This window comes from Pseudalkalibacillus salsuginis, assembly GCF_021646685.1.
In the GTDB taxonomy this organism is placed as follows: domain Bacteria; phylum Bacillota; class Bacilli; order Bacillales; family Fictibacillaceae; genus Pseudalkalibacillus; species Pseudalkalibacillus salsuginis.
Genome location: NZ_JAKJHW010000002.1, coordinates 634,518 through 656,579 on the forward strand (window position 1 = coordinate 634,518; position 22,062 = coordinate 656,579).

Genomic DNA, 22,062 nt, shown 5'->3' on the forward strand with positions numbered 1-22,062 from the left:
AAGCCTTCCTCCTTCATCAAAAAGCAAGCACTATGATACGCAGGAAATTCAAAAAAGACACACTTAGATTATGAGTGTATCTTTCTTAATTCATTAAAATCATTGGGACTTTATATGGTCTGTATGGTTTTTGACGGATTTATCCAGAACATGTAAAATTTGCACCCTGATACTTAAGATAGGGGCCTTTACTAAGAGCTTATTTTTGTAATCGACGTGAGAAAAACGAAGCACTTATTTTAACGATAAATAAGAAAGAGGGTGATTGATCCAAAGGCAGACCAGATGATTCCTCCTAAAACGGGAATACAGACTGCTATAGTATAAGATAGTGTACTCCCATGGCTAACGTAGCATTCAATTCACTTCTGGGAACTGATCGTCCCCCGTATGTGGAAATACCGATTTCATCAAAACCAACCTATAGTATCTATGATAAAGATAAATGACCCATATATTTTCGATCATCGCATAACCGGTAAAGATGATCCCACAATACCGTTAAAAGCATTTAACCTTTCCATAAAGACTAATGATTCAAAGTCGTTAGTCATAATCTTCCACAATCGCGCCCTTTTGTGGAAGATTGTTTCACAAACCTTATTTAAACGACTCCCTTTAGTTAAGAAGATAAATTATCATTTTAAAAACTTTATAAAATCTATGTACTGTGTAGTAAATGATTTTGTATCTATTAATTGTTCTTCTTCGAAATAAAAATCCGTCAAGGCAATATGCAATCCTGATAATCAAGATATTCAGTACAGCATTCCAAAACCTTGAATTATTTACATTAATTATAAAATACGATAAATATATTTGCTATACTATATTTAAGAAACCTTTAAGGAGGGGTGTCAATGGTTAAAGAATATAAAGGACATAAATTTAAAAGTGGCAAATTTGTAACTCCGTTTAATGAGTTATTAACGCAATTAGGTAAAGAGGAACAATGGTATTTAGGAAGGTTACCTGAGTATATGTGGCTAGCTTTAATTTTTGATTCTCATCCTCGAGAAAAAGCAATGATTTTAATCCAAGATATCTTACAGGAATTAAATAAATTTTTACCTGACACAATTATGCAACCTAAAATTTCATATATTCTTCAATTAAATGAAGAAAAGCAACAAGATTTCTATCAGTACTTATCAAGTAAAATAGAGAAAAGCGTTTTAAGTCCGCTAACCATAATTATTACTTATTCAATTAGCCGCCCTTTTTCAAAATACTTTTCAAATAAGGATGAAGGTATAGAAGATAAAATAAGTAAATTAGAATCAACAATACAAACGTTTTCAAGTCAACATTCAGAACAAACAACTGATATTAGATATCTAGTTTTTTATTATATTCAATTAAGAAATAAAATAATTATGCCCGAGGATCAAAGTGAATTAATTAATCAATATCCGGATTTAACACACAATAATCATTTAATGCCATTGATTAGACCAATGGTAAGGAACTTAGAAATGATGTCAACAAATTTTGAGGAAAATCCTAACATAACATATTTAGAAATGTTTTGGGAGAGGATGAGTGAATTGACGGATTGTGAATTATTTAGTGTTCAATTTGAAATAGAAGATGCTTTAGATAAAAAAACAGCATTAGAAAATTGTTATAAAGAGTTGAAATATTTTACCGATCTTTTTCATACAGTTTCCCCTTTAGATCACAAAATGTTGGTTTTATTAGGTTTATCAACGTTTTCCTATAAACGCTTTTTAGAATTAATTGAGCATAATCTTTATAATACAATCACTGGCCGAAATGTTGTTAGATCATTAATTGAGAATTATATAATGATGAAATATCTGATTTTAAGGGAGTCAGAGAAACCAAATATATGGGAAGAATATCAATATTATGGTTTAGGTCAATTCAAGCTTATTACTGAAAGATATGAAGATACTGGTGATGTATATCCAAATAGTCATGTTGAATATAAATATCTAAGTCTAATTGTGGAAGAATACAAAGGAAAAGATTTTATTGATATGGATTTAAATTATTTTGATCGCCATAATATTAAAACTAAAGCTGAAATGGTTGGGGAATCAAATCTTTATAAACATTTATATGATTACGATTCTATTTATGAACATGGTTTGTGGGGGGCTATTAGGGAGAGCAGTTTATTAAAATGCAATACAGCTAGTCATCAGTTTCATTGCGTTCCAGACATAGAAAATCAGCAGAAACTTAAAAGTGTATGGCATGATTGTCATCTGTTAATGCAAAAAACACTAAATATATTAAAGGAACTATACGGTTACCCATCTCATTTAGAGGTGAAAGGAAAATGACAAAAACTAAATTTCAAGAAGAACTTATACATATTCAAAATGAATATAAAGCTTTATTAGATATGGGACTAATTGAATGGGAAGACGAATATTTTATTGAATTTATTGAAGAAGTAAATCTCTTTTGGAAACAAAATGAGCCTGTATTGTTAAATATCTATAAATATGAATTTCCTCAAATAGATACAGTTTTTCTAACAGCAGTTACAAAAGTTGACCTAGAATATATGCAGCATTATTCAATGAAAATAACTGGAAGTATTTGTTTGATAGATGACCCTTTAATTAGTTATTTAAATCTTTTAAACCGAGAAACACCTAAAAATATAAGAGAAAAACTTGCCTCTGTTGCCCAAGCTAATATAAAGGAATCTTTAAGACTAATTGAAAGTTGCTCTAATGACTTTTTTATTTTACCTATTCGCACAATTATACCAATTGATATAGTTAGGAAAGCTTCAGAGCAATTTTTTGTATCACTTTTTAATGATATCTCGAATACCGAAGATTACTTTAAAAAGATTAAAACTTTCGATGATATTGAACAGAATTTAAAAGATGCAGTAAAGACATGGATATTATTTGGTTGGGATGATAATGGTTATCGCAGTGGCAATTTAAAAGAGAGATTTGTTGATTTTGTAAAAACAGAATATATAGGAAATAAAAATTGTGCAGCTGGTGAAATATTTTTCTTTTCACAGATAGGATATATATCACAATCAATGAATATTTTATTTACTATGATGGAACTTAATTTTGTCCCATATATACGTGGAATTGTGCCGTTTAGATATCTAACAACCCTATATTCCAGCCTCAAAGAGAATTTAAAATTAAACTTAGATGCTCAAATTGTCCGAATTAGTATCAGCTACTTTTTTGAGAGGATATTTGAATATAATTTAGTTTCAGAGATTCCTTACAATGAATATTTGGAAAAGATAAATGGTTTAAGTTTGTACAAATACGTTGAGGATACTTTATCACTCAATAACAAAGAGTTGTATGAAATAAGTCTTAGACAAGTAGATTTAACAGTAGAACAATTTTATAAAAATGAATTTTTAGTACGTTTAAAATAGCCAATAATCAAATTTTGGCTGTTTTTTTATGTACAATTACAAATCGTAAGATTTTCTACTTCTGCTATTCAACAATAAGTGAGTTAGCTTAGGTATACTATTTCACAAATTTCTTTAAAATGAATATATTTGCTGCACGGTATTTGTCTACTGAGTTCCTATGCAATCTGGCCCTATTGTTCATTATTTGTACTATTCCTTATTTCTTATTCCGTTTAAGCACCCTATCGCTAAAATAAACTAATTCAGAATTTAATTACAGATAAATTAATATACTATACTGTATTTATTTAATTTTGAAGGGATAGATGTTTAAATGTCTTATGTAAAACTTGAAGAAACATTTGATTTAGATTTTCTTAAACAAATGAATAAGCAGCTAAACGATATTCAATTGTGGGCTACTTGCCAAAGATGTGATGAACATAATCTTTATCATGTAATTGATAACTTATGTCGGGTTGCCGGAATGTACAATGATGTAATTGAACAGCATATTAGTGATGGATATGTCACTACGGGAGATCCACAGGTTTACATTAATAATAAAATGACAACACCCAATTATGTATATCAAGAATTCAAGGGGGAGTCCATTTAGGACTCTTTTTATTTATAAATCCTTCATACTATAGTAACCGGTTTTTCGCTCCACTTGATGATTCGAAATATACAAAGGACAAATGTTTTTGGTTATCCTTCAAATCGTTGTTAAACAAGTCGAGTAGAATGGAGCCTTTCTACCTTACGGTAAATTGACTCCACCCCCTCCCAGAACCGTGCTTGCACTATTAATGCACACGGCTCCTCCTAGTAATCATTCACAGAATATAGCTAATCTTTTTTCTTAATTCATATATATTCACTTTAATTCTTGGTGAAGGTAGTGGATATTTATCAAGAAACAGTCTGAATTTATCCCATGTAAAGGATTTCCTTTGACTTCTTCTATTGAGCCATTTAAACAGTAAGTTCTCGATTTTGTCTTTGAAGTTGCTGACACTTAGGATATTATCAGTGATGCAATAATAGTTGTAATAACCTATAAGCGAGCGTCTAATTCTATCCATGATCATATGGATAGATTTATTTCTATTCTTCTTCAACCATTCTTTAGACTCTTTTAGTTTACCTTGGACTTTCTTCCGACTCGATTTCCGTTTCACCCGAAATTTCCCTTTTTTACTTTTACCGCAATAATGAGTAAAACCTAGGAAATCAAAGGTTGCTGGTTTACTATTTCCCTTGCGTTTTGCATCTTTTTCCGCAAACCGCCCGAAGGGGATAATTTTAGTTTTATCCTCGGCAATTTCCAAGTTAAATTTCTTTAATCTACATTTTAATGATTGGAAGAATTCCTGGGCTTCGCTCTGATATTGGAAGCAGCACACAAAATCATCTGCATACCTTACTATATATGCCTGTCCCTTGCATTGTTTCTTGACCTTTTTCTTAAACCATAAGTCAAGAACATAATGAAGATATACATTGGCTAATACCGGAGATATTACTCCACCTTGCGGTGTGCCATTGTCTGTTTTGTATTTCTTCCCTTCCTCCATGTATCCACCTTTAAGAAACCTACCAATTATTCTTAGTAAGTTGGGGTCAGCAATTCGCAGTTTTAAGAACTCCATCATCCACTTGTGGTCAACGTTGTCAAAGAATCCTTTAATATCGACATCTACTACATAATTTACTGATCTCTTTTCAATATAGAAGTTCAGTATTTTCAAAGCATCATGACAACTACGGTTTGGACGAAACCCAAAGGAACAATCTAGAAAATCATTTTCATAGAGGGTATTTAGTATCTTCGTAATGCCTTTTTGTACAACCTTGTCCTCATGTTCCGGTATTCCTAATGGTCTTTTCTTGTTTGAATTGAGCTTCGGAATATACATTCTCCTTACTGGAACAGGACGATAGCTGTTGCTTTTAAGCCTACTTACTAACTCCTCTATGTTTTCTTCTAAATTTTCACCGTATTGCTCTTTAGTTGTACCGTTGATCCCTGATGCTTTCCTATTGGGTAATCCATGATGACATTGAGCTAGTGCTTGCTTATTTAATAGATGTGCTAGCGATGTAAATTCCATTTTAGGATCAGACTTTGCTAATTCTGCTATCCTTAGTAGTTTTGTTTCCATTTAAAATACCTACCTCTGTGTGTAGTAAATGTGTCCCTAGTAAGGGTGATAACTAGGTAGCAGCCTTTCCTCCATCGGCATTACCCAACTTCATTGTACTACGCTGCTATCCGACTCCCTACATCGGCATTTGGTTTCCTTGCTTTTTATCGCTTGTACACCATACTCTTCTAAAAGAAAGAAAAGACCGGTAGGGTCTCCTGAGTTGCCGTATCATATCAATGTATAACGTGCCAAGGTCTATGACTCCAGAGAGGTTTTACCCTTCTTGCCTTTAACGAAAGGTAAAATGTAGCTTTCTGCAGCGCAAAAAGCATCAGCCCTCTCGACTTACAATCATTATGGAGCTCAATCCCTTCAACCAGTTGGCTTTCGGCCCGCTGTCGGGTAGAAAATAGACGCGCGCATTCAGTTGAATCACGTTTCCTATAGCCCCCCTACGATCCCGGACGGTCGGATTTCCCGAGTCCGGTTCTGACCTTGGTAATCACATACAAGCCTTCCCATACAACCGCAGGCTTAAATGTTGGTACACATTCTCCCATCGTTTGTAGGTTTACTAGTAAGCTAGTTCTGAACATACTGTATAGCTCAGTGTCTATAATGTTCGAACTCTCCAAGTGCCCAGAGGTCCTTTGCCCTATCAGAGGTGTTACCTTGATTAGGAGTATAATTTACTTATACTTAAGAAGACATTACTCTTCCCTCATAGCTACTACGACCTCATACGCCAGTCCTAAATCATCTTCCCATTTTCTATTTTGCCTCTTATATGGAAAGTCTTTATTGATAAGTACCTTATCAATTTGAAGTAGGACCTTCCCGTCGTTATCTCTGAAAATCTTTCCACAGATGCTAGAACCCATATCCCGGCTGCTCCTACAGTGCTTTTGATCGTTTCTTCCTGTAGGACATCGGTCTTCCCCCGTAAGACAAAGGTCGACGCTAAGCAACAATCCCTCCAATAGCTTCTAATGAGGGGCGTAGATTTCGGGACTGCAGTATTCGTTAAAGCCTTCTGGCCTCTGTGTTTGCTCGCCACGTAGGCTGTTCCGACCCTGTTCCCTCTGTGTAGAACAGGCCGCCGTGACTTCTACTTCCAAGCAGAACATGGTTTGTTACCTCCCCACGCATTGGATATGCTAGTCATCTGAATCGACCAATTAATGACAGGAGACTTTCACTCCATCAGATTTTCAGCCTTGACGGCTGCTCCACCTCACTGTCTACGCTTAAAGACTAAAGTTACCTTTAGTCCTCCAAGACTCGCTACGAGCGAATGGCTAGTTCTTACTCGACGGGAATCCCACCCGTTGTATGATACGACCTAAGCTCAGCCGCACTTGCGCCCATTTGTTAAATATCTTTTCTATTGAATAGTATCGTTGTACTGCGCAGCAAGTTTTTCAGCTTTCTTGTTCAACATAAGCTCCGTTACTTGAATAAGAAATGACGTAAATTAAAGACGTTATTTTATTTTATTTAATATGGTAATATTATACTGTAATTCTATCAAATTAAGCGGGTGAAGCAGTTGACTACCATACAAGAATTATACAGTGATTTCAGTGTGGATCATTGGTTCGATTTAGAGCCTTGGGATGCTCATTATATGAATTTTGAACCTAATATCATTTACGCAGCACATAAAATTGGTGATGTCTATTATGCCTTTAGTAATGGAAGGTCTTATCTTTCAGATTTCGATTGTGAAAATTTTGGTCAATTAATATCTCAAAATGATGATACACACCTAAGATACATAAGATCTAAATTTCTTCAGAGTGCTTTATCTTTTTACAACTACGCCATCGATTTATCTTGGCAAGTTATATGGTTTTATTTAGGAGATAATTCATTTCTATTCATGGAGAAGCCTAGATACTATCAAAAATACTCTGGGTTCTGTACTTTTCCAACCCTACTTGAAGTGGTTGGGTTAAGAGGCAGGGAAGATTTCAGGCAACATTTACTTGCCTTTAATAACAACCCTCTAACGTTTGAGGTGAGACAATTATATAACTATGTAAAACATAGAGGTAGCTTATATACCAAAAATTTAGGTGAGCAATATAATAGCATGATGATGGGATATGTTAGTGGTAATATAGAATATACACCTCAAATGATTACAAGAAAAGACTTTGACTTGGATGAATGGAAAGAAAAATTAATTGAATTTGACCAATTGTTCTTCCATTATTTTGAATATTTAATCCGTTTGATACTTCCACAAAATTATCAAACTACTCAATATGATTTTGGGTTATCCCTTAATTATAGTCGCAGAAGGTTAGAATTTATTCAAAATGAGATGGAAGATTATGAGAGACGATTTAATGAGAATTTTTCAGGATAAAGCGATTTGCTTTATCCTTTTTTATTTTTAGAAAGGATTATTACATTCTCTATCAACTCAGAATATAAAAGAGGTGAATTTATGAATTTTGAACATTAAGAGTTCATCGTGAAATGCATTATAGAAAATAACATTAACCAAACTTATAATTCGTTGCTGTGCAGTATAAGTCTACTGCACATTATAATAGTTCCTCCACAATCTGGCCCTTTAACGGAACAATGGGCGCAATCCAATACACTTGAATTGCGCCCATTTGATGGAATAACTAGGCTTGCTACTTACTAGTCATTGCAGCAAGTGCTTGCTGTGGTAATCGGTGTAGATGCTGAATCGGAATGAACTTCTGCATCTACCTTCGTATAGAAAAACTCCCACTCATTCCCATCCGGATCTGTTACCCAAAATTTATCTTGAACCGCATAGCAACAGGTTGTATCCATTTCATCTCTTGCAAAGAACCCTTCTTTTTCAAGTCTTTCTTTATGCAATAATACTTCTTCTTCCGTCTCTACTTGAAACCCAAAATGTCCAACTTGATTTCCTTCTACTTGGTTACTCTGGTTTAAGGTAAAGTTTAATCCTGGTTGTTCGAGTAAAAACTTTGCATAGTCTTTTTTCACTTTTACAGGATCGACACCAAATACTTTATTATAAAACTCTATACTATTCTCTAAATTTGTTACGTTTAATCCAACATGTACGTTTAACATCTAAAATCCTCCTTCAGATATATGTTTTCATAAGAAATGCTTGACGCGCTTAAATCAAAAGCATGAATCACCTCCTTCATAAGGAGTAAGTATCAAAACCGGTTAAAGTGTCTAACAAAGGGAACAATTAACATGAAAAATGAATTAGCAACTGCAGCAAGTAACACATACAGGTTTTTCTAATTCTTTTCTTTTGAAAATGGATTTAAGTGAAAACAATGGATGATATTTATAAATGTTTTCGTATTTCCAAGCATCTCGATTAGCAAATTCAAGTTTTTGTTTTTGTTCTTCAGCAATCGTACGGTAGACGTAATCATTCATTGAGTAAACCTCCTGGTATAGAATTAATTGGTACAGATAACTATGACAAAAAGAAACGAGTAGTTGTAAATAAGAAGCCCTATTAATCAATAATTTTTGATTATTTAGCTAAAACAATCCTTTTTATGACATTCATGAACTTAATATCAAATTTAATTGATATATAATGTAAAAATTAACATGATGGGCGAAACAAACAACACAATTCACTCGATAACACATGATTCACTTCATCTTGGTTGAGTTCGTAATAACTCCACGTTCCTTTTGTTGCTTTAGTAATCAAATTTACATCCAATAAAATCTTTAAATGATAGGAAAGTTTTGATTGCGGCATCCCTACCATTTCTGCAAGGTCACATACACATGTAGAACCATGCTGGCAAAGCAAGTACATGATATGGAGGCGCTTCTGATCAGCAAGTGCTTTAAACTTTGCTTCATATACTTGAAATGTCTTTTCTAATGATGTATCGATAAATGGTATTGTCTTCACTTGTTTCGCCCCCTCATAATCATTTGATCAAATTTTATTGATTTAATGTTATTATACACTGAAGATTTCAGATTGCAACTCTTATCATCAAAAAAAATTGATTTATTTTGAAAAATAAGACCAGCGTCCTAAAACACTGGTCTCAGCTGCCTCTATACACTTGAACTCCAATCAATAAAACGGTTCCCTTCCAAGAACTTCTCACTATCCATAGCTGCCATACAACCCGTCCCTGCTGCTGTAATTGCTTGACGATATTTATGATCTTGCACATCTCCACATGCGAACACACCAGGAATATTTGTATTTGTGGTACCTGGTTCGGCTAAAATATAGCCCGTTTCATCTGTTTTGAGCTGTCCTTCAAGAAATTTCGTATTTGGTCGATGACCAATGGCAACAAAAATTCCATCTGTTTCAACGATTTCTTCCTCACCGGTTTTGTTGTTTTTTAACTTTAACCCACTGACACCTTTATCTCCGGAGATGATCTCAAGAGGTGTACGATCTAATCCCCATGTAATTTTATCATTGCTTTTAGCACGATCTTGCATGATTTTAGAAGCACGGAGATCATCCCGACGATGGATAATGTGGACTTCACTTGCAAATTTTGTTAGGAACGTTGCTTCTTCCATCGCTGAATCCCCACCACCAATGATGACCACTTTTTTCCCTCTAAAGAAGAAACCATCGCAGGTGGCACATGTACTCACGCCTTTTCCTATATTTTTTTGTTCACCAGGGATTCCTAACATTTTTGCAGAAGCACCCGTTGAGATAATAAGGGATTCTGTTTTTAGTTCCTCAGAGCCCTCCAATAATAAGGTGAATGGTGATTTGTCGAGTTTTACTTTCGTTACCCAACCACGTTTGAATTCCGCGCCGAAACGCTCTGCTTGTTTTCGCATGGTATCCATTAGTTCAGGACCCATAATCCCATCTTGAAAACCAGGGAAATTCTCAACTTCCGTTGTTAAAGTTAGCTGTCCGCCTGGTTCCGGTCCTTCTATGACAAGTGGTTTCATATTGGCACGTGCTAAATAGATCGCTGCGGTTAATCCCGCTGGGCCTGTCCCAAGAATAATTGAACGGTACATATACGTTCCCTCCTGTTAGCAAAAAAAATTAATGGTTCGTTAATAGAATCGATGATTAATTCTATACAATTAGCAACAATTATTCTCCCCTAGCATGACAAGCCCCTTCCCTTGGGGAGTGTTTTGAAAATCAAGGGTCAGATTTTCCGTTTGCGGTAAAATTTTTGTATCAATGGCTACCGTAATGCCATTGATTAAACATACATTTTGTAACCATTTCCTTTAGCTGTTCGAGCCATATGAAGAGCAGCGCGCATGGTACCAGTTGTATCTGTATTTGCGATGGCTAAAGCATCGATCATAACAACCAGATGTACAAACCAGTCAACGTGATAAAGAGTGTCTTCACTGTTTGTTATTGTACACCTATCTTTCGCTATGTTTTTGAATTTTTTGGAGAAAATTATTCATTAACAATGGCAAAGAGATAAGGATTGGTGGATCGTCGAGTCGTGGAGGATAGAGAATTACATCTTGATGTGGGACGGAGGAACCCGATTCTACGATGATTGGCTTTTTCGATCGCGTCCGTAAGGTTTTTTGAGGAAGCAGAAAGTCCATGGCCTGCATTCCCCAAGAGACAGAGGTAGCCATTAAGTAATAAACGCCTGGTTTGACATCTATTATGTGAAAGTCTCCTAACGAAGAAACGAGCGTTCCATGGATCGGGAGCCCTTCAGGTATTGGTTTAGCAAATAAACCGATTAGAACCAATCCCTCAAAAGGAACGGTCGCTTTAACGGTTCCTTTTATGGTTGCATGTTGATCTGTGAAAATATGAGAATCAGACCAGTCGCTAAGCTTTTGTAAAGAACGAAAATGATTCTCCGATCTCTGCACTGAGTCCCGAAAATCGGAAGGTGTCATGCCTACCCGATCAGTAAATCGGGTCGTAAATGTTCCTAAACTTTTTTGACCGATTTCCAGTCCAATATCCCGTACTCTCAAATTCGTGTGCAGTAACAAATCCTTTGCCTTTTGAAGACGCAAAGCCGAAATATAATATATCGGAGAGATACCCATTTTTTCTTTAAAAATGCGAGTGAAATGGTACGGGCTATAGGCAGCATAACGAGCCAACTCGGAAAGTGATAACGGTTCGTATATATGCTGATGAATATATCCAATCACTTCACCTATTTCTGGATAACTGTCAGTCATTATTCCTCCCCTTGCCTCCAAACATTTTAATTTGATTGACTTCTTCTATAAATAATTCTTCCTTTATCAACCTGATACCTCCTCCTGTTGCCCTTTTATTAGGCTAAGCAAATACTCATAGGTTGATAATGAAGAAAGACAACCTCAGAATCAGAACATCCGAACTTCTTTTGGTACCTACTACATTTCGGAATTTTGTACGCTAATCAGTTAACCGAAAAAAGCCGATCCACTAACGTTAATCGACTTTTTAAATTTGTCGTGTTTTACAAGGATAATCAGTTTAATTTGTTACTCAACTGAAGTGCTCCGTTTAAGGTATAACTTAAGTTCATAACAAAGTATCGTTTGCTGTTGGTTGTTCAAGATAGCAATCGAAAAGAAATCAAAGAATTATTCATTTGCTACAATTGATAAGAATAATAAAAGGAGTTGACTGATGATGACAGTAAGAATTACCCCTTATTTAAATATGGAAGGGAACGCAAGGGAAGCTATTCAGTTTTATGAACAAGCAATCGGTGCTGAAGTCCTTACAATTATTACTTACGGAGATATGCCGGAAATGCCTAATACTTTCACCGATGATCTGAAGAATCTTGTGGCACACGCAAAGTTACGAGTGGGTGAAACGGAGCTCATGTTTTCTGATGCTCCAGGTGGTTCGACTATTGAAAAGGGTAAACAGGTGACAATTTGCATTTCAACAAACGACGTGGAAAAATCAAAACGAATTTTTGAAGCCTTGCAGCAAGACGGTCAAATCAATATGCCATTTGGAGAAACCCCTTTTAGCCCAGCTTTTGGTGATGTAACGGATAAATTCGGCGTGACCTTTCAAATTTTTACTGAAAGTGAAAACTAAATATAAAATGGAGTGCTTGCCTTTAAGCCTGCACTCCATTTTACTTTTGCTGTTGATACTCGGATTCAACCCTTATAAATTGCCCCTTCCCTTACTCCTATAAATGGCCCTTTAATGGAACAATTGTATTGTCACTTAACGTCTAATTATTCATTTTCGGCTTTATTTTCCATAGTGGCCCCTCATTCTTCAAATCGTTTCCGTACCCCTACAACGTTAAGGAAACACTTATATATTAACGTTTTAGGGTGATCCAGTTTAGATACATTCTATTGGGACGTTTCCAATGATAATAAAAAATAAAATTAAAATTTTCCACGTTAAATTGATTGCGGCATGTATAATGATAGATAGAAAATTCACCATTGTTTTGTCAGCAAAATTGAATAAAAAGGAGTGGCAATGTTGGAAAGGAAAAAAATCTTCTATTGGATCATCCCGATTCTATTAATTGTCTTTTTATGCAATGCTGTGTACGCTACAGAACATCAAGAAACCTCTAAAGTGAAACAATCTTCAGCATTAAAGGGGCAATTCTACCTTGAAGAAGTAGTAAAAATTTATATACCGTCTACATATAATGTTGATCAACCAATCGATAATACTCCATATGTTAACAAAACGTTAGAGGAATTCTCAAAAATGTTTGGAGGAGCAACAGCGATCGATGGGACAGGATCGTGGTTATCTGATGATAATCAATTGGTCAAGGAGAAAGTAACGATTGTATATAGCTATGCAGAAGATTTGGATAAGCAAAAAATTAATCAAGTAGTTGCCTATACCAAGTCTCTAAAGGAAGAGTTGAAACAATCATCAGTATCTCTTGAAATGAATGGGAAGATGTATTTTATTGAATAACCGATGTAAAGAAGCCTAGAGATTTTATATCTCAAGGCTTTTTAGTATTCGAGAATAAGAGTTTATTAGTGAAATGAAGGTTCCAATAGGGTAAAAACTGTCCGTTGTTTATACGTAGCATAGTTTTTACGTGAAAAACCCTGCTGTTATTCAATTATCGATTGTTGAATAAGGAAAAATCTCGCATTATCAAACGCACCCTTTCAGGAATAACTTGCAATGCCGGGTTTATTTAATTCCTATTTTCGTGGATTGACTCTAAGGATCGTTCCACAGGGATCCGAAATCCAGTAACCCTCTGAGTTCTCGTGTACCTCCACTTCGTCTCTTCTATTAATGTGATTCTCATGTAAATACTCTGCTGCTACCTTCACATTGTCTGTCTGAATCTCCAGCCATACATCTTGCTGAGAATAATTTTCCATACAATCCAACCACAGTGTGGCATCACCAAACTGAAAGGCATGTGATTCAGACATAAAGCCCAAATATGGCAGCTTGATCACTTCCTTATAAAAATGTACAGTCTCGCTGTACTTGAATTTAGGAATCTTTAGAGCAATGTTATTTCCACCGTTGAATTCTCCCCTTGTCATTTCCAAACAGACTACCTCCTTTATTTTTATCTTTACTATACCATCTGCTGCTTTTTTCTGTTTCTTCCAGATTGCTTTTTTTCTTGTCGATCTTTAATAACCTGGCCCGTTTATGAAGAATATAAAACTTCTTTTATTGCTATTTTGTACTTACCCTAGAGTAGCCATATTTTCAACATGTCTCTATTATAGTTTTATTTAGGATGCTAAGTTATGACACCTTTTAATACCTTGATAATTCCGTACGTTAAAAAAGTGTGTGAATTCTTTTAAGTTATGATACCAATAAGCTATTTTATATAAAGCAGAAGAGTATTTTGCTGAACATTTCTATGTATCAAGAATAAATAATAAATTGAAATTATTTTTGTCAGTATAATTGCAAATTAAATATTTGAATAGTATGAAAATTATTAGTATAATAGAAAAAAGGTCAAGGAGTTGATTTTTTATGGAAAAGAATTTACTTTATTCACCTCAATCTCAAGGAAATGTTATAGACTCTCTATGTGCTGAAATGGTGTTAGACAAGGCTCTGCTTGATTTCCGAAAAGAGAAAATCCAACAAAAAATCGACCAGTCCTTACGAGATAGAAACAAAAAAGAATTCCTAAGATTAACAGAGGAATTGAAGAACGCTTAAGTGTCGTATGTATAATAATTTTGAGCTAAAAAGAAAATTTTATATAATCGAAGTTATAAGGTGCAAGGAAGCCCAATCTAATACTTTTAGATAAGGGCTTCTTTGATTATATGTCCTCCACTTTTTATTGAAAAAGCATCTGCTGCTGTCTGAAAGCAGGCACTTTAAATCTAAGTGTAATTGCACTATTCGCGCCACGTATATAAAAAGAGGACTGCTATAACAGCCCTCATCTGCTCCGTAATCGCGCCCGATTTCTGAAGTGATTCAAGTAAAGCATCCTTAAAGCTTAATAATTCTGAATACCCATATGTTAACAAAATCGAGGTACGGATAAATCTAAACACTTTTAGGATGTTTTTCTCTTGTTCTAACTGAACGATAACGTGGATGCTCCGAAAGTATGGAACCTCTCATCTCCTTTACGACAGGATGTTCTGAAGTGAAAAACTGATTTTTCGAACCGTAAAGCTCGACTAGTTCTCCTTTTTCCAGTACACCTAATGTATCACTAATCGTATAGGCGGATTTAATATCATGGGTAATAAAGAAATAGGATAACCCGAAGTCCTCTTTAAGCTCCCTTAGTAATTCTAATATAAGGGTTTGAGTAACCATATCCAGACTACTTACACATTCGTCTAAGACAATCAGCTTAGGCTTAAGTGAGATTGCTCTTGCAATATTGATCCTCTGCAATTGCCCGCCGCTATATTCGTGCGGGTATTTTTTCAAATCCTCTTCACTCAGTCCGACCCTTTCTAGCAATTCAATAATGGTTCGTTTTTGTTCAGCTACTGTAAGCTTTTCATAGTTTTCTAAAGGCTCTGCAATAATACGTTCGGCTGTCATGCGGGGATTGACTGATGAGTATGAATCCTGAAAGACAACTTGAAGATCCCGACGGATTTTTTTACGAGTATGATTATCTGCAGTATAAATATCATGACCTTGAAACAGAATTTGTCCATTTTGTGGTCGTTCCAAACCGAGAATGACTTTTCCTAAAGTACTTTTACCTGCTCCACTCCTACCAAGCAATCCTAAGCATGTTCCTTCTTCAATAGAGAGGGAAATATCAGAAAGTACTTTTTTAGAACGGTCTTTCCAGTTGAAAATCGATCGGGATCCGTAGCTATGAGTTACTTCCTTTACTTGTAATAAACTCATTTGTTCACCCCTTATAAATGACTATCATATGTCAAGCAAAATGAATGATGGGTTCATCGGAATGTAATATTGAGCGTGCATTTAATAGTTTTTTCGTATATTCATGCTGTGGCTCATCAAATAATTGAAACACATCCGCTTTTTCTACTATTCTACCATTCTGCATAACGGCTACTTCATCTGCCATTTCAGAAATAACTCCGAGATCATGGGAAATTAATAAAATGGCTGAACCATATTCAGAGCGAATTTTATCTAAGTGGCGCAGCACTATCTTCTGATTATTTACGTCAAGTGCGGTTGTTGGTTCATCAGCGATAATAACGGCTGGATGTAAGCATGCTGCAATAGCAATCATCACCCGTTGAAGCATACCCCCACTTAATTGAAAGGGATAGTATTTTAAAAGTTTAACAGGATCTGGTAAGTTTACATGATGCATCGCCTCAATGGCAATCTCTGTTGCTTGTTTTTTATTCCATTGCGTATGTGATTGAATTGTTTCAATAAATTGATGGCCAATAGTAAAAACAGGCGTAAAGGCATTCATCGGATTTTGCATAATAAAGGCTATATCCTTGCCACGGATCTTACGCATTTCTATATCGTCTAAACCGTTCAATTCGCGTCCTTTTACAACGATACTGCCTTCAATCGTTTTTGTTTTCCGATCAAGAAGCTGAAGAATGGACATACTTGTAACGGTTTTACCGCATCCACTTTCTCCAACGAGACCAAGTATCTTCCCTCGTTTTAGTGTAAAATTTATATCCTGTACAAGTGTGTTAACACCATTATTTGATTTTACATGTACATGTAAATCGCTAACTTGTAACACATTTGGATGTTCTGTTCCCAACATTCTCACTCCTTTTTAAAAACGACGTTTAATACTGTATCGATCTGATAACGCTTCGCCTAATAAATTGAATGTAACAATAACTAGCATAATGACCAAACCTGGATAAAGCATTATTTCTGGATTGGTACGAATATACGATTTTCCTTCGTGGATCATTGCTCCCCATTCAGGTGTAGGGGCTTGTACTCCTAATCCAAGAAAAGACATGGCGGAAATATCCATGATAGCCCAGCCCATCTCTAATGTACCCATTACGACAAGTGGAGGGAGTACATTTGGGACAATATGATTTTTAATAATCTTCCATTGAGAAGAACCGCTTATTTTCGCAGCAGCAATAAAGTTATGTTCTTTCAGACTAAGTACCATTCCTCTGAACATTCTCGCATAATAAACCCATTGCACAAGCATGATCGCTATGATGACTTGCTTAAGTCCAGGTCCGAATATTCCAACCAGCCCTAGAATAAGGATAAGGTTTGGAAAGGCCAAAATACCATCGCAAAACCTCATCAAAGCATGATCAATCCAACCGCCTCTATATCCCGAAAAGGTTCCAAGGATTAAACCAATCGATAATGATGAAATGAAAATAAGCATCGCAAAGCCTAACGAAATGCGTGTCCCATATAATATGCGTGACAGATTACATCTTCCCAAATGATCGGTTCCTAATGGAAATTCCCAGGATGGAGGCTGCAGTTTATAGACTAAATTGACAGCAATAGGATCATTTGGTGCTATCCATGGAGCAAATATGGCGATGATAATAAGAATACCTAGTACCATAGAACATATTGTAATCACTTTTTGGCTTCTGAATATCTTCCGTATCCTTGCCATCATTGCTGACCTTCTTTCCTGGAAATGCGCGGGTCAATAAACATTTGAATAAGATCAACAATTAAGTTGCTGACGATAAATAAGCTAGCTGCTATGAGTACATAGCATTGAATTACAGGTATATCACGATTAAAAATAGCTTCAATAAAATAACGACCAAACCCCGGCCAAGAAAAAACCGCTTCAACGATGATCGTTCCAGTCAGTAGTTTTCCAAGGTTCATCCCAAGTCCAGTAATCATCGGGGATATGGCAATCCTCAAGACATGTTTTCCCATAATTGTTTTTTCTTTAATACCCCTTGTCCGGGCAAATAGCACATAGGGTTCTCGCATATTTTCCAGAACGCTAGCTCGCAACAGCCTTGTATACATCGCAATTAAGGGGAGAGCCAGCGTAACGGAAGGCAGAACAAGATGCTGCCATGTCCCAATTCCCTCAACTGGGAAAAGGTCAAGTTTAACAGAAAAGAAAAAAATGAGTATGTACCCTAGCCAAAAAGAGGGAATGGATGCCCCGAAAAAGGAGAGAGCACGGCTAAAATGGTCAATAAGGCTGTTTTTCTTCACTCCAGCAAGGAAGCCTAGGGGGACACTGACGAGCACTGCAATTACTATGCTCCCTAAAGCTAGCTGGATAGTTGCTGGTATTCGGTATGTAACCTCGTCCCAAACTGGCTTATTCGAAACATAAGATATGCCAAAATCAAGTTGGCATATCTTTATAATAGAGTTTACATATTGAAGGAGGAATGGTTGATCTAAACCAAACTCATGCCTTTTCTGAGCCAAAATCTCATCAGTCGGTTGGATATGGGCGGCTGTTAAATAAGCCTCGGCCGGATCCACCGATGAAAGGTGAATCATTCCAGTCGTAAGAAGTGTGGCCAAAAGAAAAACCGGAATAATGGACATAATTCGTTTCAATACATAGGTGCCCATAAAAGCCTCCTGATCATTTACTTCTCGATGCTAATTCCTGTGAATGGATGTTCGTCACGATTAGCAGGGAAATTGAAATTAGTGACATCTTTTTGATAAATCGCTGTTTTCTTAATATGAGAAACAGGAACAATAGCTCCCTGGTCTTGTACTGATTTTAAAATAGACGAGTAAAGCAGTTGGCGTTTTTTCTCATCTGTTGTTTGTGGAACCTCCGCAATCTGTTTCAGTAATTCATCTTTGTTCGGATATGCTGAAATTGCCTCATTAAATCCAAATCCTTTTGATGCAATAATGTTTAAAAAAGTATGCGGATCATAAGGAGCACCATAGTTACTAAAGAAATTAATATCAAATTTATTTTCTTTAAATCTTTGAATTTGATCTGTTAGGTCAACTCCAACAATGTTTAATTTGACACCAATTGCTGCCCACTCAGATTGAAGTGTTTCTGCCATTACTTTTTGAATCGGTTCTGCTGAATTATACATCAACTCGATTTCAAGAGGCTGTCCATCTTTTTCACGAACCTTTTTCCCTTTATGAAGCCTCCATCCTGCTTCATCTAATAACGATTTTGCTTTTTTTACATCATATCCTATTGGCTTAACATCAATGTCTTTAGTATAAGGGAAATTTTCCGGCAAAATATGATCTGCTTTCTCTTCGTACCCATTAGTGATTCCCTCAACCATTGCTTCTTTATTAAAACTATAATGTAGCGCTTGACGTACGCGTTCATCGGAAAGCTGTTTTTTCCTTGTATTTAAAACTAGTTGCCTCGTTGCGACTGGTTCAGAAATGCTAGTTTCATAATCACCGGTGGATTCCAATTGTTTAAAATCATCTAAACTGATGACACCTTCTCCATAAAGAAGGTCTAGCTCACCTTTTTCAAAAGCAAGAACCCTCGTTTCCACATCAGGAATGATTTTCACTTTTATTTTTTCTACTTTTGGCTTCTTACCCCAATAGTTTTCATTGCGTTTGAAAATTGCATATTCATCAGCTTTATGTTTCTCTAAAATCCATGGACCTGTACCGACTGGTTCAACGACACCTTTTGAGGTATCCCCATTTTCAGGGAATCCAGCCTCACCTAAGAAACGAACTGGTCGAACAACAGCTAACTCCTGAATCGTTGGATAATATGGTTCGGTTAATGTCAGTCTAAAAGTATTTTCGTCGATTACTTCCGTCCGATCTATTTTATTAATGAAACCTAACCAACTATGTAATCCAGCATTATTCAAAATAGTATCAAAGTTCTTTTTCACAATATCTGCATTAAATTTTGTTCCGTCGGAAAATTTCACATCTTGACGCAGATGAAACGTATATACTTTCCCGTCTTCAGAAATATCCCATGACTCAGCTAGATGCGGTTTTAGCTCGCCTCCATCCTGGTAGCTTACTAACGGTTCATAAACCATCGACTGGGCAAATAATTGTGAAGGATTATAAACATGAGGATTCATTTCTCCTACATCTCTCTGCCAAGCAATCGTCAACATGTTGTCATTATCGTTCTTAGACGCTGAATCAACATTGCTAGAATTTGTACAACCAAGTAATAACGTTGATAAAATTAAAATATATATAGCTGTTATGAAAGTATTCCGACTGTTTAATCTATTAAGCAAAATGGTTTCCTCCTAGTTAACAATGAGAATCATTTTCAATGTTAAGTAAGATACATAATCTTGTCAAGCCAATATCAAAAACTTTCTTTCTAATCTAAATACGATATTATCCGAAAACCCCAACACCCATAACCCCGTCCTAAGTTTAAGACGGGGTTAAAATATAGTTGTTTAATTTTTTATGTAAGGTACTTCGACTGTACATAAAAGTCGTTTACTCCACAATCGCGCCCTTTAGCTGAATAATTCTTATTTTGAATTTATGTAATATACCAGATGATCAGTCCATTCACCAAATTCAAATATAAATCCTTTCCTTGTACATTCAAACTCCATTCCTACGCTTTTTGCTAAATTAATAGAAGGCGTATTACCAATGTTGATATGAGCTTCAATACGATGGAAATTCAAATCTCTAAAGGCGATATTAAATGCCTCTCTTACTGCCTCTTTGGCGTAACCTTTTCGCCAATACTGATTATGAATAGTGTAGCCTATTCTACCCCATTGAAAATCATGTCTTGCTAATGTAGAGAAGTCTATCATTCCCAAGTGTGTACCATCATCTTTCCGAAAAACTCCAAATACGTGAGCTGTATCGTTATATGCTAACTCCTGATGTTTTTTCACCAAATCTGCAAACCATTCTTCAGTACATTCACTCATGTCAATTTTTCCTTTATCGTATTTGTGCTGAGATGGATGTCTGTTTTTAAATTCATTTAGCCAATTTTTATAATCATCTTCTTTTAATGGCCTTATGATTAGTCTTTCTGTTTCTGAAACGAAATCAAATTTATTCAAATACATACCTCTTCAATGATTTATTGTTTATCAATTATGATTCAATAATAATGATACCATATTACTCGACTTCAGTATTTCTGCACATATCCTCCCAAACCCTTTATTCTAAAATCTAGCCCTTAAAAGTAAAAAGAGCGCAATCATTACTACAGGAAAGCGCCCGATTGTTAAATAACTTTAGAGGTCTTTATGCCATTTGTCGTTTCCAATAATTCTATCGATAATATGATTCTCATTCCAAACAGCTGCAACTTCCAAACCTTCATAATCTGAATGGTTAGACTTCCTTATCTCACCCATATAATAAATAGAGTATTTACCTGATATAGCATCTTTTATATATTTCGGTGGTGGAAAAGCATCTTTTTCATTTGAAAATGGTCAACTATCAACAATTTCCCATTTCCCAGAGGTCAAAACATCCTTATATACGCTTACATTAAATTGAAATACTTCTTTTTCAGGTAAATCCTCGATACTATCACCTATATGTTCATATATCCCAAAACCAGCTTTGAATACTTTTCCAAAGGCATACTTTTCATTAGGTAGGGGGATTGCGTAAACATCACCGATTTTTAATCTTCGACTTTTTACCATCTATATCCCTCTTTTTAGTTAACCTCTTCTTCAACTAATGCTACCCAATTGCTTGAGCCCCACTTTTAACAAATATTCGTATAAGTTCTGATATTCTGTTTCTTCTATTTGATCTAATTCGTGATTATAGAATTTCACCTTTGGATTGCACACACCATTATTAACTTTAAATCCGTAAAAATCTCCAACTTCATTTTCAGAAATAGCTATAAAATTATGGGATTTAATGAGTTTGATCTCGTTATTTATTTGTACTATGTTCCATTCACTATCTTTAACTGAAAAGATATTGGTAAAAGCAAAATAACCCCCACCATACCTTTTGATAAATAATTTATATTCTTCAGGGAGTGTAACTGAAAATAGTCTTTCAATTTTAATTATTTCACGATCAGTACCTATTGGTTCGTTTTCTAATCCAAACCATAATGGATTCTTATCCTTAGTCTCTTCCAAAATTAATGAAAACTCATTTAAATTCACATCCTAATTACTTAAATGCATTTTACAATTATATGTGACTAAACCGCT

At 35.4% G+C, this 22,062-nt stretch carries 23 protein-coding genes and 1 pseudogene; 7 read left to right on the plus strand and 17 right to left on the minus strand.

Translation table 11 applies throughout. The annotated features are described in order from the left end of the window. Positions 1–860: 860 nt before the first annotated feature. From L1611_RS08205 to L1611_RS08215, 3 genes are all read left to right on the plus strand, one after another. The gene (locus tag L1611_RS08205; RefSeq protein WP_236312588.1) at positions 861–2,312 is read left to right on the plus strand and encodes a DUF5677 domain-containing protein; all 1,452 of its coding nucleotides are present in this window, start codon (positions 861–863) and stop codon (positions 2,310–2,312) included. Continuing rightward, positions 2,309–3,397, plus strand: a complete 1,089-nt coding sequence (locus L1611_RS08210; protein WP_236312589.1) for a hypothetical protein — start codon at positions 2,309–2,311, stop codon at positions 3,395–3,397. Before L1611_RS08205 ends, L1611_RS08210 begins: the two co-directional genes overlap by 4 nt. A gap of 316 nt (positions 3,398–3,713) precedes the next feature. Continuing rightward, positions 3,714–3,998, plus strand: a complete 285-nt coding sequence (locus L1611_RS08215; RefSeq protein ID WP_236312590.1) for a hypothetical protein — start codon at positions 3,714–3,716, stop codon at positions 3,996–3,998. 220 nt (positions 3,999–4,218) lie between these two features. Here L1611_RS08215 and ltrA read toward each other — a convergent pair whose 3' ends face one another. Both ltrA and L1611_RS08225 read right to left on the minus strand, forming a co-directional pair. Beyond that, positions 4,219–5,547 (minus strand): group II intron reverse transcriptase/maturase, encoded by a 1,329-nt coding sequence (gene ltrA / locus L1611_RS08220; protein WP_236312591.1) that lies wholly within the window; start codon positions 5,545–5,547, stop codon positions 4,219–4,221. A gap of 695 nt (positions 5,548–6,242) precedes the next feature. Next, complete coding sequence (locus tag L1611_RS08225; protein WP_236312592.1) at positions 6,243–6,413, minus strand: hypothetical protein; 171 nt, start codon at positions 6,411–6,413, stop codon at positions 6,243–6,245. A gap of 668 nt (positions 6,414–7,081) precedes the next feature. On the opposite strand from L1611_RS08225, the gene L1611_RS08230 reads away from it, so the two are divergent. Then, entirely contained in the window at positions 7,082–7,906 is an 825-nt protein-coding gene (locus L1611_RS08230) for a hypothetical protein (protein ID WP_236312593.1), read from the plus strand. Positions 7,907–8,190: 284 nt separating this feature from the next. Here the strand turns inward: L1611_RS08230 and L1611_RS08235 are convergent, their stop codons facing one another. The 6 genes and pseudogenes from L1611_RS08235 to L1611_RS08255 all read right to left on the minus strand — a co-directional run bounded on the left by L1611_RS08235 (position 8,191) and on the right by L1611_RS08255 (position 11,700). After that, positions 8,191–8,619 carry an ArsI/CadI family heavy metal resistance metalloenzyme gene (locus L1611_RS08235; protein WP_236312594.1) on the minus strand — a complete coding sequence of 143 codons (429 nt, stop codon included), beginning with the start codon at positions 8,617–8,619 and terminating at the stop codon, positions 8,191–8,193. 144 nt (positions 8,620–8,763) lie between these two features. Next, a complete protein-coding gene (locus tag L1611_RS08240; RefSeq protein WP_236312595.1) occupies positions 8,764–8,943 on the minus strand; it encodes a hypothetical protein in 180 nt (59 codons plus the stop codon). A gap of 175 nt (positions 8,944–9,118) precedes the next feature. Then, complete coding sequence (locus tag L1611_RS08245) at positions 9,119–9,439, minus strand: ArsR/SmtB family transcription factor (RefSeq protein ID WP_322972527.1); 321 nt, start codon at positions 9,437–9,439, stop codon at positions 9,119–9,121. Positions 9,440–9,591: 152 nt separating this feature from the next. Continuing rightward, a complete protein-coding gene (trxB, locus tag L1611_RS08250) occupies positions 9,592–10,539 on the minus strand; it encodes a thioredoxin-disulfide reductase (RefSeq protein WP_236312596.1) in 948 nt (315 codons plus the stop codon). Between the two features lie 69 nt (positions 10,540–10,608). Continuing rightward, positions 10,609–10,737: pseudogene (locus L1611_RS20925) on the minus strand (HesB-like (seleno)protein); the annotation flags it as partial. A gap of 168 nt (positions 10,738–10,905) precedes the next feature. Beyond that, entirely contained in the window at positions 10,906–11,700 is a 795-nt protein-coding gene (locus L1611_RS08255) for a helix-turn-helix transcriptional regulator (protein ID WP_236312597.1), read from the minus strand. Between the two features lie 442 nt (positions 11,701–12,142). On the opposite strand from L1611_RS08255, the gene L1611_RS08260 reads away from it, so the two are divergent. Continuing rightward, positions 12,143–12,565, plus strand: coding sequence for a VOC family protein (locus tag L1611_RS08260; RefSeq protein ID WP_236312598.1), 423 nt, complete (start codon positions 12,143–12,145; stop codon positions 12,563–12,565). A gap of 402 nt (positions 12,566–12,967) precedes the next feature. After that, positions 12,968–13,426, plus strand: coding sequence for a DUF3574 domain-containing protein (locus L1611_RS08265; protein WP_236312599.1), 459 nt, complete (start codon positions 12,968–12,970; stop codon positions 13,424–13,426). 239 nt (positions 13,427–13,665) lie between these two features. On the opposite strand, the gene L1611_RS08270 is transcribed toward L1611_RS08265, so the two are convergent. Beyond that, a complete protein-coding gene (locus L1611_RS08270) occupies positions 13,666–14,022 on the minus strand; it encodes a hypothetical protein (RefSeq protein ID WP_236312860.1) in 357 nt (118 codons plus the stop codon). Positions 14,023–14,473: 451 nt separating this feature from the next. Between L1611_RS08270 and L1611_RS08275 the strand changes: the two genes are divergently transcribed. Further along, complete coding sequence (locus L1611_RS08275; RefSeq protein WP_236312600.1) at positions 14,474–14,665, plus strand: IDEAL domain-containing protein; 192 nt, start codon at positions 14,474–14,476, stop codon at positions 14,663–14,665. A gap of 339 nt (positions 14,666–15,004) precedes the next feature. Here L1611_RS08275 and nikE read toward each other — a convergent pair whose 3' ends face one another. The 8 genes from nikE to L1611_RS08315 form a co-directional block, all read right to left on the minus strand. After that, complete coding sequence (gene nikE / locus L1611_RS08280) at positions 15,005–15,835, minus strand: nickel import ATP-binding protein NikE (protein WP_236312601.1); 831 nt, start codon at positions 15,833–15,835, stop codon at positions 15,005–15,007. A 31-nt stretch (positions 15,836–15,866) separates the two neighbouring features. Continuing rightward, on the minus strand, positions 15,867–16,694 hold the full coding sequence (gene nikD / locus L1611_RS08285) for a nickel import ATP-binding protein NikD (protein ID WP_236312602.1): 828 nt from the start codon (positions 16,692–16,694) through the stop codon (positions 15,867–15,869). 15 nt (positions 16,695–16,709) lie between these two features. Further along, positions 16,710–17,543, minus strand: coding sequence for a nickel ABC transporter permease subunit NikC (gene nikC / locus L1611_RS08290; RefSeq protein WP_236312603.1), 834 nt, complete (start codon positions 17,541–17,543; stop codon positions 16,710–16,712). After that, entirely contained in the window at positions 17,540–18,481 is a 942-nt protein-coding gene (gene nikB / locus L1611_RS08295) for a nickel ABC transporter permease subunit NikB (protein WP_236312604.1), read from the minus strand. The genes nikC and nikB overlap by 4 nt, the downstream gene beginning before the upstream one ends. Before the next feature lie 17 nt (positions 18,482–18,498). Next, a complete protein-coding gene (nikA, locus tag L1611_RS08300; protein ID WP_236312605.1) occupies positions 18,499–20,124 on the minus strand; it encodes a nickel ABC transporter substrate-binding protein in 1,626 nt (541 codons plus the stop codon). 249 nt (positions 20,125–20,373) lie between these two features. Next, positions 20,374–20,928: a GNAT family N-acetyltransferase gene (locus tag L1611_RS08305; RefSeq protein WP_407681712.1), complete on the minus strand. Its 555-nt coding sequence runs from the start codon at positions 20,926–20,928 to the stop codon at positions 20,374–20,376. Positions 20,929–21,312: 384 nt separating this feature from the next. Further along, positions 21,313–21,531, minus strand: a complete 219-nt coding sequence (locus L1611_RS08310) for an Imm26 family immunity protein (protein ID WP_236312607.1) — start codon at positions 21,529–21,531, stop codon at positions 21,313–21,315. 30 nt (positions 21,532–21,561) lie between these two features. Beyond that, complete coding sequence (locus L1611_RS08315; protein ID WP_236312608.1) at positions 21,562–21,987, minus strand: SMI1/KNR4 family protein; 426 nt, start codon at positions 21,985–21,987, stop codon at positions 21,562–21,564. Between the last annotated feature and the right edge of the window lie 75 nt (positions 21,988–22,062).

Bases quoted from the DNA above. Each gene is read 5' to 3' on its own strand.
- L1611_RS08205 (WP_236312588.1), top strand. From the start codon at position 861: ATGGTTAAAGAATATAAAGGACATAAATTTAAAAGTGGCAAATTTGTA.
- L1611_RS08210 (WP_236312589.1), top strand. From the start codon at position 2,309: ATGACAAAAACTAAATTTCAAGAAGAACTTATACATATTCAAAATGAA.
- L1611_RS08215 (WP_236312590.1), top strand. From the start codon at position 3,714: ATGTCTTATGTAAAACTTGAAGAAACATTTGATTTAGATTTTCTTAAA.
- ltrA (WP_236312591.1), bottom strand. From the start codon at position 5,547: ATGGAAACAAAACTACTAAGGATAGCAGAATTAGCAAAGTCTGATCCT.
- L1611_RS08225 (WP_236312592.1), bottom strand. From the start codon at position 6,413: ATGGGTTCTAGCATCTGTGGAAAGATTTTCAGAGATAACGACGGGAAG.
- L1611_RS08235 (WP_236312594.1), bottom strand. From the start codon at position 8,619: ATGTTAAACGTACATGTTGGATTAAACGTAACAAATTTAGAGAATAGT.
- L1611_RS08240 (WP_236312595.1), bottom strand. From the start codon at position 8,943: ATGAATGATTACGTCTACCGTACGATTGCTGAAGAACAAAAACAAAAA.
- trxB (WP_236312596.1), bottom strand. From the start codon at position 10,539: ATGTACCGTTCAATTATTCTTGGGACAGGCCCAGCGGGATTAACCGCA.
- L1611_RS08255 (WP_236312597.1), bottom strand. From the start codon at position 11,700: ATGACTGACAGTTATCCAGAAATAGGTGAAGTGATTGGATATATTCAT.
- L1611_RS08260 (WP_236312598.1), top strand. From the start codon at position 12,143: ATGACAGTAAGAATTACCCCTTATTTAAATATGGAAGGGAACGCAAGG.
- L1611_RS08265 (WP_236312599.1), top strand. From the start codon at position 12,968: ATGTTGGAAAGGAAAAAAATCTTCTATTGGATCATCCCGATTCTATTA.
- L1611_RS08270 (WP_236312860.1), bottom strand. From the start codon at position 14,022: ATGACAAGGGGAGAATTCAACGGTGGAAATAACATTGCTCTAAAGATT.
- L1611_RS08275 (WP_236312600.1), top strand. From the start codon at position 14,474: ATGGAAAAGAATTTACTTTATTCACCTCAATCTCAAGGAAATGTTATA.
- nikE (WP_236312601.1), bottom strand. From the start codon at position 15,835: ATGAGTTTATTACAAGTAAAGGAAGTAACTCATAGCTACGGATCCCGA.
- nikC (WP_236312603.1), bottom strand. From the start codon at position 17,543: ATGATGGCAAGGATACGGAAGATATTCAGAAGCCAAAAAGTGATTACA.
- nikB (WP_236312604.1), bottom strand. From the start codon at position 18,481: ATGGGCACCTATGTATTGAAACGAATTATGTCCATTATTCCGGTTTTT.
- L1611_RS08310 (WP_236312607.1), bottom strand. From the start codon at position 21,531: ATGGTAAAAAGTCGAAGATTAAAAATCGGTGATGTTTACGCAATCCCC.